Origin of the sequence: Halomonas eurihalina (assembly GCF_008274785.1) — a bacterium.
Lineage (GTDB): Bacteria > Pseudomonadota > Gammaproteobacteria > Pseudomonadales > Halomonadaceae > Halomonas > Halomonas eurihalina.
The window spans coordinates 117,557-132,337 of record NZ_VTPU01000011.1 but is presented as its reverse complement, the minus strand read 5'-3'; the positions used below and the strand labels follow the sequence as shown (position 1 = coordinate 132,337).

Genomic DNA, 14,781 nt, shown 5'->3' with positions numbered 1-14,781 from the left:
CCGAACTCAGCAGTGAAACCGCTCAGCGCCGATGGTAGTGTGGGAGTTCCCATGCGAGAGTAGGTCATCGTCAGGCATCTATCCCGAGAAAACCCCGACTTCACTGAAGTCGGGGTTTTTTCATGTCTGGAAGAAAGGTCTGAGCGGGGTGTCATGGTTCGGGTAGCGATAAGGCGAATTTCCGGCGCTTGGCCTGTTCCGATAGAATATGGGTTTTCCTTGGTTGGGGCTTGTGCATGACCATCGGAGACCTGATCCGCTTGCTGAGCGATGGCGAGTTTCATTCCGGCGAACAGCTTGGAGAGCGGCTGGGTGTTTCTCGTGCGGCAGTCTGGAAACAGTTGCGTAAACTCGAGTCGCTAGGCATTCCCATGGAGGCGGTGAAGGGGCAGGGGTATCGCCTTGCCGAGCCCCTGGAGTTGCTCGATGGCAGTGCCATCGTGGCAGGCTTGCCGAGAGAGGCCCGACGCTGTGTTACTCGATTGTTCGTTGAGGAGGTGCTGCCCTCGAGCAACCAGTTCCTCCGGGATCGTTTTGGGCAGGGGGCTGGCCATGGCGAGGTCTGCCTGGTCGAGCAGCAGAGTGCTGGCAAGGGGCGCCGAGGGCGGGCCTGGGTGACGCCCTGGGGGCGCACGCTGATGCTGTCGGTGGGGTGGCGCTTTGAGTCCGGCGTCGCTGCTCTGGAGGGGTTGAGCCTGGCTGTGGGGGTCGTGTTGTCCCAGGTGCTGGAGTCGCATAGTGTAAAGCCGCTGCTCAAGTGGCCCAATGATGTGCTGCTGGAGAACGAGGAAGGCGAGCTTGGCAAGCTGGCCGGTATCCTGGTGGAAATGAGCGGGGATGCGGCAGGGCCTTGCGAGGTCGTGGTGGGGATCGGTATCAATGTCGACTTGTCTGCCGCGTTCCGGGAAGGGATAGAGCAGCCGGTGTCGGCGGTGCGGGATCAGGCCCCGGATCTTGCTCGCAATCAGCTGGCCATCGAGTTGCTGGCTCGTCTGATGCCGCTACTGGCTGGCTTCGAGCATTCAGGGTTTGCGAGCTGGCAGGCAGAGTGGAACGCGCGTCACGCCTTTGCCGGCCAAGAGGTGGATGTCATCCAGGGCGACCGGCGTGAGACTGCTGTCGCAGAGCAAGTGGATGCGTCGGGTAACCTATGGGTCAGGCAGCCTTCGAGGAGTTGGAAGTTGTCCGGGGGAGAGATCAGCGTGCGGGGGCGTGTATGATTCTCGACCTGGATATCGGGAACACGCTGTCGAAATGGCGGCTCAAGGATGCCGACAGCAGTGAAATACGTTCCCGAGGGGCGGTCTGGACCCGTGAAGAGTGGCGCCCGGGGGCAGATATTCCTGACCTGGATGTCGTCGAGTCGGTGCGCATCTCCAGTGTGGCCCGTCAAGCGGTGCTCGCCCGGACGGTGAGCCTGTTGCGACACCGGGTGGGCGGTGTTCATGTTGCCCGCTCCACGCCGGAGGCCCTGGGGGTGACCAATGGCTATGAGGAGCCGGCGCGACTGGGCGTCGATCGCTGGATGGGAGTGCTGGCGGGTTATCAACTGGCAGGTGGGTGCTGTTCGGTGGATTGTGGCAGCGCCATCACTATGGACTTCGTGCTGCCCGGTGGTCGGCACCTCGGGGGCTATATCCTGCCGGGATTGCGTCTGATGAAGGAGAGTCTCAAGCTCGGCACCCGGAATGTGGCCATCGATCCGGACAGCGAGGCTGAAGGGCTCCTGGAGCCGGGGGTGCGTACTGTCGAGGCTGTCAATCACGGTATCTACATGGCAGCGGTTAGTGCGGTGAACCGCATCTACAGTGAGGTGTGCGATCAGCAGGGTATCGCTTTGCCTCTTCTGGTGACCGGAGGCGATGCGCGGGTGGTATCTCGAGGTATTCAGGCCCCGCATGCTGTGTGGCCTGACATGGTTTATGGCGGCCTCGAGGCCTGCTTCCCATTGACGGCGGCAGAGCGTGCCGGCCGGATGTCGGGGGCGCCGGGGGTGCCGCGACCGGTATCACTGGAAAAGATTCGCGCTGGCCTTGCATTCTCCATGCTGCTTTGACAGAATGCGTCGCGTTCCGGAGCGGTAGCCCGTTTTGACGAGGATGCCCTGTCAGGATGATTGAGAAAACAATCACTTGACACCGAAACCTGGAGCTGTAAAATGCTCCGCCAGTTGGAGGGGTTCCCGAGTGGCCAAAGGGAGCAGACTGTAAATCTGCCGCGAAAGCTTCGAAGGTTCGAATCCTTCCCCCTCCACCAGGTTTTTGCCGTGCTCGCCTGGCGAGAATGGCGCGAGAGTTGGGCAGGCGGGCATAGTTCAATGGTAGAACCTCAGCCTTCCAAGCTGATGATGCGGGTTCGATCCCCGCTGCCCGCTCCAGTTTCTGGTATGTGAATGCCGGTTGTTGTGCTCATGTAGCTCAGGGGTAGAGCACACCCTTGGTAAGGGTGAGGTCGACGGTTCAAATCCGTCCATGAGCTCCATTGCGAAAAGGCGAGCGAAAGCTCGCCTTTTCTTTTTCTTCCGAAAGCGAGCGTGTCGGAAGGGGTTGCCAGGCGAGAAAGCTTTCGCTATCATGGCGCCCGCTGTCGCTCAGGCGCCGCTGCAAAGGCGGGTCTTGAAGGCATACAGGCCAGTGGCTCAATTGGCAGAGCAGCGGTCTCCAAAACCGCAGGTTGGGGGTTCGAGTCCCTCCTGGCCTGCCAGCCTTCCCCAGGCTGGCAATATCCCGTATACTGTCTTGTTTTCGATTGCTGCCCCTGAGGAGTCTCGTGGTCATGAAACATAACGCCGAGGTGCAGGAGTCGCGCCACGACGGGCTCAAGTGGGCGGTTGTCGTCATTCTGTTGGTTCTGGCCGTGGTCGGCAATACGTACTTTGCCGACATGGCGATACTTTATCGTGTGCTCGGTGTCGTCGCGCTCAGCGTGGTGGCGGCGCTGGTGGCATTGACCACCGCGAAGGGTCGCGAGCTGCTCGAGTTGGCGCGCAATGCGAAGAAGGAGATTCAGCGCGTTGTCTGGCCGACTCGTCCCGAAACCATTCAGACGACCGCCATCGTGCTGGTTGCTGTCCTGGTGGTGGGGCTGGTGTTGTGGCTCATCGACACGCTTCTTGGCTGGGCGATGTCCGGCGTCATTGGTTAGGAGTCCGCATGTCCAAGCGTTGGTACGTCGTACACGCCTATTCCGGCTTCGAGAAGCATGTCATGCGCTCGCTCACCGAGCGCGTGAAGCTGTATGGCATGGAGGACCTCTTTGGCGAGATCCTGGTGCCGACCGAAGAAGTCGTCGAAGTGCGTGACGGCAAGCGCCGCAAGAGCGAGCGCAAGTTCTATCCCGGCTATGTGCTGGTCGAGATGGAAATGGCCGATGAGACTTGGCATCTGGTCAATGAGACCCCGCGTGTCATGGGGTTCATCGGCGGTACCAAGGAGAAGCCGGCACCGATCACACAGCGTGAGGCGGACGCCATTCTCAGTCACGTCAGGGAAGGCACCGAACAGCCGCGGCCCAAGACCATGTTCGAGCCGGGGCAGTCGGTGCGCGTCATCGACGGGCCTTTCGCCGATTTCAATGGCGTGGTCGAGGAAGTCAACTACGACAAGAGCCGCTTGCAGGTCAGCGTGTTGATTTTCGGCCGTTCCACGCCTGTCGAATTGGAGTTCGCTCAGGTCGAGAAAGAGTGACCCGAGCATGAATGTGGCGGCCGCCGAAGTGGCCGCTTAACCCGGGGAGCCGCAAGGCGCTACTACCCAACTGGAGTCAATCATGGCCAAGAAAGTACAGGCTTACATCAAGCTGCAGGTTGCAGCTGGTAAGGCCAACCCGAGCCCCCCCGTGGGCCCCGCGCTGGGTCAGCACGGCGTCAATATCATGGAATTCTGCAAGGCCTTCAACGCCGAAACGCAGAACCTTGAGCCGGGGCTGCCGACGCCGGTTGTCATTACCGTGTATTCCGACCGCAGCTTCACCTTCGTCACCAAGACCCCGCCCGCGGCGGTCCTGCTGAAGAAGGCGGCTGGTATCAAGTCCGGCTCTGGCGAGCCGAACAAGAACAAGGTCGGTACCGTGACCCGCGAGCAGCTCGAAGAGATTGCCCAGGCCAAGGAGCCGGATCTGACAGCTGCCGATCTCGACGCCGCGGTGCGTACCATTGCTGGTAGCGCCCGTAGCATGGGCCTGAACGTGGAGGGTCTCTGATCATGGCTAAGCTGACCAAGCGTGCAAAGCTGTTCCGTGAAAAGGTCGACCCGAACAAGGCGTACAGCCTGAACGAGGCCGTCGATCTGCTTTCCGAACTGTCTACTGTGAAGTTCAAGGAATCCGTCGACGTCGCCATCAATCTGGGTGTCGATCCGCGTAAATCCGACCAGGTCGTGCGTGGCGCCACCGTCATGCCCAATGGCACTGGCAAGGACGTGCGTGTTGCCGTCTTCACCCAGGGCGCCAACGCCGACGCTGCCAAGGAAGCCGGTGCCGATATCATCGGCATGGACGACCTGGCCGAGCAGGTCAAGAAAGGCCAGCTCGACTTCGACGTGGTCATCGCCTCGCCGGACGCCATGCGTGTCGTCGGCCAACTGGGCCAGATTCTCGGTCCGCGTGGCCTGATGCCGAACCCCAAGGTCGGCACCGTGACGCCTGACGTCGCCACGGCGGTCAAGAACGCCAAGGCCGGCCAGGTGCGCTTCCGTACCGACAAGAACGGCATCATCCACACCACGCTGGGCAAGGTCGACTTCGACGCCTCCGCTATTCAGGGCAACCTGGAAGCGCTGATCGCCGACCTGAAGAAGCTCAAGCCGAGCACGTCCAAGGGTGTGTATTTCAAGAAGATCTCCCTGTCCACCACCATGGGCCCGGGCGTGACAGTCGACCATTCCGCGCTGGTCTGAATCGCGGAACGTAAAAGGCAAGTAACTTTGCGGTCCCCGTGCGTTGTTTCGACAAGAGCCGGCGGGGCACCGTCAAAGACCGCAGGTGCCGCCTTCACGCGAGGCGGCTTAATCATCCCCGGGAGGGAGGCCTGCGCAGATGGTGTGGCCGCCAGATGTCTGGTGAGCACCATCACCCAGGACCCCTGCCGTTTGCGGTGGGGGAGATGGTAACCACCGGAATGCTCTTGTGAGGTTCCGGCACGAAGGAGTGATCACTGTGCCACTAGCACTCGAAGGCAAGAAAGCGATTGTTGCCGAGGTCAGTGAAGCGGCCAAGGATGCTCTCTCCGTCGTTGTTGCCGATTCTCGTGGTGTCTCGGTCGATAAGATGACCGACCTGCGCAAGCAGGCTCGCGAGAATGGCGTGCAGATCCGTGTTGTGCGCAACACCCTGGCACGCCGCGCCCTGGAGGGCACTCAGTGGGAGTGCCTGAATGAAAGCTTCGTGGGTCCGACTCTGTTGGCCTTCTCCACCGATCATCCGGGCGCCGCTGCCCGTTTGTTCAAGGAGTTCGGCAAGACGGAGAAGGAATTCGAAGTCAAGGCGCTGGCTTACGAAGGCGAGTTCATCCCGGCAAGCGACCTGGATCGACTGGCAACCCTGCCGACTCATGACGAGGCCATCGCCAAGCTGATGTCCGTCATGAAGGAAGCGTCCGCTGGCAAGCTGGTTCGTACACTTGCCGCGCTGCGTGACCAGAAGCAGGAAGAAGCTGCCTGAGCGACGCGCCCAGGCCCGTCATGCGAATCGAACATTGAATCATCGAGTCGTCGGACTACCGAGACTCCCGCAAAGTTAGGAACGTGAAAATGGCACTGACCAAAGAAGACATCATCAACGCCGTCGCTGACATGTCCGTGATGGAAGTCGTCGAGCTGATCGAGGCGATGGAAGAGAAGTTCGGCGTGTCCGCCGCTGCCGCTGTCGTGGCCGGCCCGGGTGCTGGTGGCGAAGGCGAAGCCGCTGAAGAGCAGACCGAGTTCGACCTGGTGCTGACTGGCGCCGGCGAGAAGAAGGTCAACGTCATCAAGGCCGTCCGCGAGATCACCGGTCTGGGCCTGAAGGAAGCCAAGGGCGCCGTCGACGGTGTGCCGGCTACCCTGAAAGAAGGCATGTCCAAGGAAGATGCCGAAGAAGCCAAGACCAAGCTGGAAGAAGCCGGCGCGTCCGTGGAGCTCAAGTAACCCTTGTGCCTATGGCTTCACGCGCGGCGTAAGCTTGTACGGCTGGTGGCGGTACACCCGCTGCCGGCCTTTTTCTGTTGTCGCTAGCCGGTAGCCCTTAAGGGCGCCGGTTGGCCGAATTCCGATGGCGAGCCTCTTCCGGGGGCTCGCCGTCAGCGCCTGACGGAGCCGACCCCGTCGGGTGGCGCCGACACGCATCGGTCACCCATGGTGAACAAGCTGGGGAATACAGATGGCTTACTCATACACTGAGAAAAAACGCATCCGCAAGGATTTCGGCAAACTGCCCCAAGTGATGGATGTGCCTTACCTGCTGGCCATCCAGCTTGATTCCTATTACGACTTTCTCCAGCAGGATCGCTCACCTGAAGAACGTCTCGACGTCGGCCTGCATGCCGCCTTCCGCTCGGTCTTCCCGATCGAGAGCTTTTCCGGCAACGCCGCTCTGGAATACGTCAGCTACCGTTTTGGCACGCCGGCGTTCGACGTCAAGGAATGTCAACTGCGTGGCGTCACCTACTCGGCTCCCTTGCGTGTCAAGGTTCGCCTGATCATCTACGACAAGGATTCGTCGAACAAGGCGATCAAGGACATCAAGGAGCAGGAAGTCTACATGGGGGAAATCCCCCTGATGACTGAGAACGGTACCTTCGTCATCAACGGTACCGAGCGCGTCATCGTCTCGCAGCTGCACCGCAGCCCGGGTGTATTCTTCGACCATGACAAGGGCAAGAGCCACTCGTCCGGCAAGCTGCTGTATTCCGCCCGAGTCATTCCCTATCGTGGCTCCTGGCTGGACTTCGAGTTCGATCCCAAGGACAACGTCTTCGTGCGTATTGACCGTCGTCGCAAGCTGCCGGCGACCGTGTTGATGCGTGCGCTGGGCATGAGCGCCGAGGAGATCCTCGACGAGTTCTTCGAGACCAGCACCTTCCACATCGAGAAGTCCGGCTTCTCCGTGGATCTGGTGCCGTCACGCCTGCGTGGCGAAACCGCGACCTTCGACATCAAGGATGGTGACGGCAATGTCATCGTCGAAGAAGGCCGCCGCATTACCCAGAAGCACATTCGCCAGCTCGAGAAGACTGGGCTGGAGCGCCTCGAAGTGCCGATGGATTACCTGTTCGGCAAGACTCTGGCGAAGGATCAGATCAACCCGAACACGGGCGAGCTGATCTGTCCGTGCAACGCCGCGATCACGCCCGAGTTGCTGGAAGGTCTGGGGCAGGCCGGCATCACCACCATCGAGACGCTCTATACCAACGATCTCGATTGCGGTCCCTTCATCTCCGATACGCTCAGGCTGGATACTACCGGTTCCCAGCTCGAGGCGCTGGTCGAGATCTATCGCATGATGCGCCCCGGCGAGCCGCCCACCAAGGAGGCCGCCGAGACGCTGTTCAACAACCTGTTCTTCACCGAGGACCGCTACGACCTCTCTGGCGTCGGTCGCATGAAGTTCAATCGGCGCCTGCGTCGCGATTCCGACACCGGTTCCGGGGTGCTCGATCAGCGCGATATCCTCGATGTGCTGGGCGAATTGATCAGCATCCGTAACGGCTTCGGTGATGTCGATGACATCGACCACCTGGGCAACCGCCGCATTCGCTGTGTTGGTGAGATGGCCGAGAACCAGTTCCGCGTCGGCCTAGTGCGGGTCGAGCGTGCGGTCAAGGAGCGCCTCTCCATGGCCGAGAGCGAAGGCCTGATGCCGCAGGACCTGATCAACGCCAAGCCGGTCGCGGCGGCGGTCAAGGAGTTCTTCGGTTCCAGCCAGCTCTCGCAGTTCATGGACCAGAACAACCCGCTGTCCGAGGTGACCCACAAGCGTCGTGTCTCCGCCCTCGGCCCGGGCGGCCTGACCCGCGAGCGGGCCGGCTTCGAGGTACGCGACGTGCACGCGACCCACTATGGTCGCCTGTGCCCGATCGAAACGCCGGAAGGCCCGAACATCGGCCTGATCAACTCCCTGGCCACCTACAGCCATACCAACAGCTATGGCTTCCTCGAGACGCCGTATCGCAAGGTGACGGATGGTCTGGTGACCGATGATGTGGTTCACCTCTCGGCCATCGAGGAAGGTGACTTCGTTATCGCCCAGGCCTCGGCGACCGTGGATGAGGCCAATCGCCTGGTCGACGACCTGGTGCAGGTCCGTCACAAGGGCGAGACGACCTTCATGCGTCCCGAGCAGGTCACCCTGATGGACGTCTCTCCGCGCCAGGTGGTTTCCGTGGCGGCGGCGCTGATTCCCTTCCTCGAGCACGATGACGCCAACCGTGCCTTGATGGGGGCGAACATGCAGCGTCAGGCCGTGCCGACCCTGCGTGCCGAAAAGCCGCTGGTGGGTACTGGCATGGAGCGCTTCGTGGCCCGTGACTCCGGCGTTTGCGCCGTGGCGCGTCGCGGCGGGGTGATCGACTCGGTCGACGCCAAGCGTATCGTGGTGCGCGTCAACGAGGACGAGATCATCGGCGGCGAGGCCGGCGTCGATATCTACAACCTGACCAAGTACCTGCGTTCCAACCAGAATACGTGTCAGAACCAGCGTCCGATCGTGCATACAGGGGATTCGGTGGCACGTGGCGATATCCTGGCCGACGGTCCGTCCGTCGACATGGGCGACCTGGCGCTTGGCCAGAACATGCGCATCGCCTTCATGCCGTGGAACGGCTACAACTTCGAGGACTCCATCCTGCTCTCCGAGCGGGCCGTCCAGGAGGACCGTTTCACGTCCATCCACATCCAGGAGCTGACCTGCGTCTCCCGCGATACCAAGCTGGGTGCCGAGGAGATCTCCTCGGATATTCCCAATGTCGGTGAGTCCGCGCTGTCCAAGCTGGATGAGGCCGGTGTCGTCTATATCGGGGCCGAGGTCGGCCCGGGGGATATCCTGGTCGGCAAGGTCACGCCCAAGGGCGAGACCCAGCTGACGCCGGAAGAAAAGCTGCTGCGTGCGATCTTCGGCGAGAAGGCGTCTGACGTGAAGGACACCTCACTGCGCGCGCCGACCGGCATGAAGGGCACGGTTATCGACGTTCAGGTGTTCACCCGCGATGGCGTGGAGAAGGATTCCCGTGCGCTCGCCATCGAGCAGATGCAGCTTGATGAAGTGCGCAAGGATCTCCAGGAGACCTATCGCATCGCCGAGGATGCCACCTTCGAGCGCCTTAAGCGGACCCTGTCCGGTCAGGCCGTCAACGGTGGGCCCAAGCTCAAGAAGGGCGACGTGCTCTCCGACGAGTACCTCGAGGAGCTGCCGCGTCAGCAGTGGTTCAAGCTGCGCATGCAGGATGAGTCGCTCAACGAACTGCTGGCTCAGGCCGACGAGCAGCTCGAGACTCGTCGCAAGGAGATGGACGAGCGTTTCGAGGACAAGAAGCGCAAGCTCACTCAGGGCGACGACCTGGCGCCGGGTGTGCTGAAGATCGTCAAGGTCTACCTGGCCGTGAAGCGCCGCATGCAGCCGGGTGACAAGATGGCGGGTCGTCACGGCAACAAGGGTGTCATCTCGGCCATCATGCCGATCGAAGACATGCCGTTCGATGACAACGGCGAGTCCATCGACCTGATTCTCAACCCGCTGGGTGTGCCGTCACGGATGAACGTCGGCCAGATTCTCGAGACGCACCTGGGTATGGCGGCACGAGGTCTCGGCGTCAGGATCGAGCAGATGTTGCGTGACGCTCGTGACCAGCAGGTCGGTGAGATCCGTGAGTTCCTGGGGCAGGTCTACAATACTGCCAGTAGCACCCGGGTCGAGGAGCTGGATTCGCTGTCCGATGACGAAGTCATCGCACTGGCGAAGAACCTCAAGGCGGGCGTGCCCATGGCCACGCCGGTCTTCGATGGTGCCCGCGAGCACGAAATCAAGCACCTGCTGGACCTGGGCGGTCTGCCGGAGTCCGGTCAGATGACGCTCTACGATGGCCGGACCGGCGAAGCCTTCGATCGACCGGTCACCGTGGGCTACATGTACATGCTCAAGCTCAACCACCTGGTGGATGACAAGATGCATGCGCGCTCCACCGGTTCCTACTCGCTGGTCACCCAGCAGCCACTGGGCGGTAAGGCCCAGTTCGGCGGCCAGCGTTTCGGGGAGATGGAGGTCTGGGCCCTGGAGGCCTACGGCGCGGCCTACACGCTCCAGGAGATGCTCACCGTCAAGTCCGATGATGTGGAAGGGCGGACCAAGATGTACAAGAGCATCGTGGATGGCGACCATGCCATGCAGGCGGGCATGCCGGAATCCTTCAACGTATTGGTGAAGGAAATCCGCTCGCTGGGCATCGACATCGAACTGGAGAGCTGAGGCTGCCGTAACGGCGCTTCGCAGTATGACGGTCCGCGGGGGCGTGCGCGCCCCCGCCCATGACAACTCCGCAACGGAGCCGACCCATGAAAGATTTGGTGAAAGTCCTCAAATCGCAGTCTCAGTCCGACGAGTTCGACGCGATCAAGATTACCCTGGCATCGCCGGACATGATCCGCAGCTGGTCCTTCGGCGAGGTCAAGAAGCCCGAAACGATCAACTACCGTACCTTCAAGCCGGAACGTGATGGCCTGTTCTGTGCCAAGATCTTCGGTCCGGTGAAGGATTACGAGTGCCTGTGCGGCAAGTACAAGCGCATGAAGCACCGTGGCATCATCTGCGAGAAGTGCGGCGTCGAGGTCACCAAGGCCGCCGTGCGTCGTGAGCGGATGGGCCATATCGAGCTGGCGAGCCCCGTCGCTCACATCTGGTTCTTGAAGTCACTGCCGTCGCGTATCGGCATGTTCCTCGACATGACCCTGCGCGACATCGAGCGCGTGCTCTATTTCGAGAGCTTCATGGTCGTCGATCCGGGCATGACCACTCTCGAGCGCGGCCAGCTGCTCAATGACGAGCAGTATTTCGAGGCCCTCGAAGAGTTCGGCGACGACTTCGACGCCCGCATGGGGGCCGAGGCGGTGCAGGCCATGCTCAAGGACATCGATCTCGAGGAAGAGATCGAGCGTCTGCGCGAGGAAATTCCGCAGACCAATTCCGAGACCAAGATCAAGAAGCTCTCCAAGCGCCTCAAGCTGCTGGAAGCTTTCCAGGGATCCGGCAACGATCCGGCCTGGATGATCATGGAAGTACTGCCGGTGCTGCCGCCGGACCTGCGTCCGCTGGTGCCGCTGGACGGTGGTCGTTTCGCGACCTCGGATCTCAACGATCTCTACCGTCGCGTGATCAACCGCAACAACCGCCTCAAGCGTCTGCTCGACCTCAATGCGCCGGACATCATCGTGCGCAACGAGAAGCGCATGCTGCAGGAAGCGGTCGATGCGCTGCTCGACAACGGTCGTCGCGGTCGTGCCATCACCGGTTCCAACAAGCGTCCGTTGAAGTCGCTGGCCGACATGATCAAGGGCAAGCAGGGGCGTTTCCGCCAGAACCTGCTCGGCAAGCGTGTCGACTATTCCGGCCGCTCGGTGATCACCGTGGGGCCGACCCTGCGTCTGCACCAGTGCGGCTTGCCGAAGAAGATGGCGCTGGAGCTGTTCAAGCCGTTCATCTATTCCAAGCTGCAGCACAACGGCCAGGCGTCCACTATCAAGGCCGCCAAGAAGATGGTCGAGCGCGAGCTGCCCGAGGTCTGGGACATTCTCGCCGAGGTCATCCGCGAGCATCCGGTGCTGCTCAACCGGGCGCCGACCTTGCACCGTCTCGGCATCCAGGCCTTCGAGCCGCTGTTGATCGAAGGCAAGGCGATCCAGCTGCACCCGCTGGTCTGTGCCGCCTACAACGCTGACTTCGACGGTGACCAGATGGCGGTTCACGTGCCGCTGACCCTGGAAGCCCAGCTCGAGTCGCGGGCGCTGATGATGGCCACCAACAACGTGCTGTCACCGGCCAACGGCGAGCCGATCATCGTGCCGTCCCAGGACGTGGTGTTGGGTCTCTACTACATGACCCGCGAGCGCATCAACGCCAAGGGCGAGGGGATGGTGTTCTCCGGCCTGGATGAGGTCGAGCGTGCGTTCGGGACCCAGAGCGTTTCTCTGCATGCCCGCGTCAAGGTGCGCCTCGACGAGATCATCATCGAGGAAGAGGGCGGCGAGAAGACCTACAGCCGCAAGCTCTACGACACCACCGTGGGTCGTGCGCTGCTGTACCGTATCCTGCCGGAGGGTGCGCCTTTCTCGCTGGTCGACCAGCCGATGAAGAAGAAGGCCATCTCGAAGCTGATCAACGAGGTCTATCGTCGTGCCGGCCTGAAGTCCGCGGTGATCTTCGCCGACCAGTTGATGTATACCGGCTTCCGTATGGCCACCTGGTCCGGTGCCTCGATCGGCGTCAATGACTTCGTCATCCCGGATGCCAAGGCCGAGATCGTCGAGGGCGCCGAGGAAGAGGTCAAGGAAATCGAGGACCAGTTCTCCTCCGGTCTGGTGACCGCAGGCGAGAAGTACAACAAGGTCATCGATATCTGGGCGCGGGCCAACGACCAGGTCGCCAAGGCGATGATGGCCGGTATCTCCAAGGAGAACGTGATCGACCGCGAGGGTAACGAGGTCGAGCAGGACTCCTTCAATAGCGTCTTCATCATGGCTGACTCTGGCGCCCGTGGTAGCGCGGCGCAGATTCGCCAGCTGGCCGGCATGCGTGGCCTGATGGCCAAGCCGGATGGATCGATCATCGAAACACCGATCGTCGCCAACTTCCGTGAAGGCCTGAACGTCCTGCAGTACTTCATCTCGACCCACGGGGCGCGTAAGGGTCTGGCGGATACGGCGTTGAAGACCGCCAACTCCGGTTACCTGACCCGTCGCCTGGTCGATGTGGCGCAGGACATGGTCATCACCGAGACTGACTGTGGGACCGAGAACGGCCTGACCCTGCACCCGGTCATCGAAGGCGGTGACATCATCGTCTCGCTGGCACAGCGTGTGCTGGGCCGCGTGGTCGCTCAGGACGTCGTTGACCCGAATACCGAAGAATTGCTGATTCCGCGTGGCACCCTGCTCGACGAGAAGTGGTGCGCCGAACTCGACACCATGGGTGTCGACGAGATCGTGGTGCGCAGCGCCATCACCTGCCAGACGCCGCATGGCGTGTGCTCGTCCTGCTATGGTCGTGATCTGGCGCGGGGCCACCAGGTCAATGTCGGTGAGTCGGTGGGTGTCATCGCCGCTCAGTCGATCGGCGAGCCGGGTACCCAGCTGACCATGCGGACCTTCCACATCGGTGGTGCGGCCTCTCGTGCCTCCGCGGTGGACAGCGTTCAGGTCAAGCATGGCGGCAAGGCGCGACTGCACAACATCAAGTACGTCGAGCGTGCCGATGGCAAGCTGGTCGTGGTCTCGCGCTCCAGTGCCCTGGCCGTTGCCGATGGGCATGGTCGCGAACGCGAGTACTACAAGCTGCCCTATGGTGCCGAGCTGTCGGTCAAGGACGGCGACGAGGTCGAGGCCGGCCAGGCCGTGGCCAAGTGGGATCCGCACACCCACCCGATCGTCGCCGAGGCTGCAGGTCAGGTGCAGTACGCCGATATGGACGAGGGCGTCACCATCCACCGTAGTGTGGACGAGATGACCGGCCTGTCCTCCATCGAGGTCATCGAATCGGCGGCACGTCCGATGGCTGGCCGCGACAAGCGCCCGATGATCCTGCTCGCCGACGAAGCCGGCAAGCCGGTGACGGTGAGCGGCACCGATACCCCGGTACAGTACCTGCTGCCCGGCAAGGCGGTGGTGACCGTGGACAACGGCACGCACATCGGTGTCGGTGAGGTCGTGGCCCGTATCCCGGTCGAGGCGACCGGTAACAAGGACATCACGGGTGGTCTGCCGCGCGTTGCCGACCTGTTCGAGGCACGCAAGCCCAAGGAATCGGCGATCCTCGCTGAAATCAGTGGCGTGATCAGCTTCGGCAAGGAGACCAAGGGCAAGCGTCGCTTGACGATCACGCCTGCGGATGGCGATCCGTTCGAGATGCTGATTCCGAAATGGCGCCAGATCGCGGTCTTCGAAGGTGAGACCGTCGAGAAGGGCGAGGTGATCTCCGACGGCCCGAGCAACCCGCACGACATCCTGCGTCTGCTGGGCATCGCCGAGTTGGCCAAGTACATCACCGCCGAGGTGCAGGATGTCTATCGTCTGCAAGGCGTGGGCATCAACGACAAGCACATCGAAGTGATCGTGCGTCAGATGCTGCGCAAGGTGGAGATCACGGACGCTGGCGATTCCGAGTTCATCCCCGGCGATCAGGCCGAACTGGTGCGTGTGCTCGAAGAGAATGCCCGCCTGGTGAACGAGGACAAGTTCCCGGCCAAGTACCAGCGTCTGCTGCTGGGCATCACCAAGGCCAGCCTGGCCACCGAGTCGTTCATCTCTGCGGCCTCCTTCCAGGAGACCACGCGAGTGCTGACCGAGGCGGCGGTTACTGGCAAGCGCGATTACCTGCGTGGCCTGAAGGAGAACGTGGTGGTGGGTCGCTTGATCCCGGCCGGTACTGGCTTGACGCACCACGCCGAGCGTCGTCGCAAGCGGGAGGATACCGAGCGCATGCTCCATCCGTCCGCCCAGGACGTCGAGCAGGAACTGGGCGCCCAGCTCACTGCCCTGGATTCGGACGACGACGATATCTGATGCAACCACTGGCGTGGCGCCCGGGTGACGGGCGCCACGCTTG

At 61.8% G+C, this 14,781-nt stretch carries 10 protein-coding genes, 4 tRNA genes and 1 rRNA gene; all 15 read left to right on the top strand.

The window, feature by feature from the left end:
• Positions 1–76: ribosomal RNA gene (gene rrf / locus FZZ93_RS18780) — 5S ribosomal RNA — on the top strand; the annotation flags it as partial.
• Positions 77–236: 160 nt separating this feature from the next.
• Positions 237–1,220: a biotin--[acetyl-CoA-carboxylase] ligase gene (locus tag FZZ93_RS12420; RefSeq protein WP_149322633.1), complete on the top strand. Its 984-nt coding sequence runs from the start codon at positions 237–239 to the stop codon at positions 1,218–1,220.
• On the top strand, positions 1,217–2,056 hold the full coding sequence (locus tag FZZ93_RS12415) for a type III pantothenate kinase (RefSeq protein WP_149322632.1): 840 nt from the start codon (positions 1,217–1,219) through the stop codon (positions 2,054–2,056). The genes FZZ93_RS12420 and FZZ93_RS12415 overlap by 4 nt, the downstream gene beginning before the upstream one ends.
• Before the next feature lie 116 nt (positions 2,057–2,172).
• Positions 2,173–2,256, top strand: a tRNA-Tyr gene (locus tag FZZ93_RS12410).
• Positions 2,257–2,303: 47 nt separating this feature from the next.
• Positions 2,304–2,377 (top strand) — tRNA-Gly (locus FZZ93_RS12405).
• 29 nt (positions 2,378–2,406) lie between these two features.
• A tRNA-Thr gene (locus FZZ93_RS12400) sits at positions 2,407–2,481 on the top strand.
• A gap of 146 nt (positions 2,482–2,627) precedes the next feature.
• Positions 2,628–2,703, top strand: a tRNA-Trp gene (locus FZZ93_RS12395).
• Positions 2,704–2,775: 72 nt separating this feature from the next.
• A complete protein-coding gene (secE, locus tag FZZ93_RS12390) occupies positions 2,776–3,144 on the top strand; it encodes a preprotein translocase subunit SecE (protein ID WP_149322631.1) in 369 nt (122 codons plus the stop codon).
• An 8-nt stretch (positions 3,145–3,152) separates the two neighbouring features.
• Positions 3,153–3,686, top strand: a complete 534-nt coding sequence (gene nusG, locus FZZ93_RS12385; RefSeq protein ID WP_149322630.1) for a transcription termination/antitermination protein NusG — start codon at positions 3,153–3,155, stop codon at positions 3,684–3,686.
• An 82-nt stretch (positions 3,687–3,768) separates the two neighbouring features.
• Complete coding sequence (rplK, locus tag FZZ93_RS12380; protein WP_149322629.1) at positions 3,769–4,200, top strand: 50S ribosomal protein L11; 432 nt, start codon at positions 3,769–3,771, stop codon at positions 4,198–4,200.
• Between the two features lie 2 nt (positions 4,201–4,202).
• The gene (gene rplA / locus FZZ93_RS12375) at positions 4,203–4,895 is read left to right on the top strand and encodes a 50S ribosomal protein L1 (protein ID WP_149322628.1); all 693 of its coding nucleotides are present in this window, start codon (positions 4,203–4,205) and stop codon (positions 4,893–4,895) included.
• Positions 4,896–5,154: 259 nt separating this feature from the next.
• Positions 5,155–5,658, top strand: coding sequence for a 50S ribosomal protein L10 (gene rplJ / locus FZZ93_RS12370; RefSeq protein WP_013330984.1), 504 nt, complete (start codon positions 5,155–5,157; stop codon positions 5,656–5,658).
• Between the two features lie 89 nt (positions 5,659–5,747).
• The gene (gene rplL / locus FZZ93_RS12365) at positions 5,748–6,122 is read left to right on the top strand and encodes a 50S ribosomal protein L7/L12 (RefSeq protein WP_149322627.1); all 375 of its coding nucleotides are present in this window, start codon (positions 5,748–5,750) and stop codon (positions 6,120–6,122) included.
• Positions 6,123–6,354: 232 nt separating this feature from the next.
• On the top strand, positions 6,355–10,434 hold the full coding sequence (gene rpoB / locus FZZ93_RS12360) for a DNA-directed RNA polymerase subunit beta (RefSeq protein WP_149322626.1): 4,080 nt from the start codon (positions 6,355–6,357) through the stop codon (positions 10,432–10,434).
• Between the two features lie 86 nt (positions 10,435–10,520).
• Positions 10,521–14,738: a DNA-directed RNA polymerase subunit beta' gene (gene rpoC, locus FZZ93_RS12355; RefSeq protein ID WP_149322625.1), complete on the top strand. Its 4,218-nt coding sequence runs from the start codon at positions 10,521–10,523 to the stop codon at positions 14,736–14,738.
• Positions 14,739–14,781 lie beyond the last annotated feature (43 nt).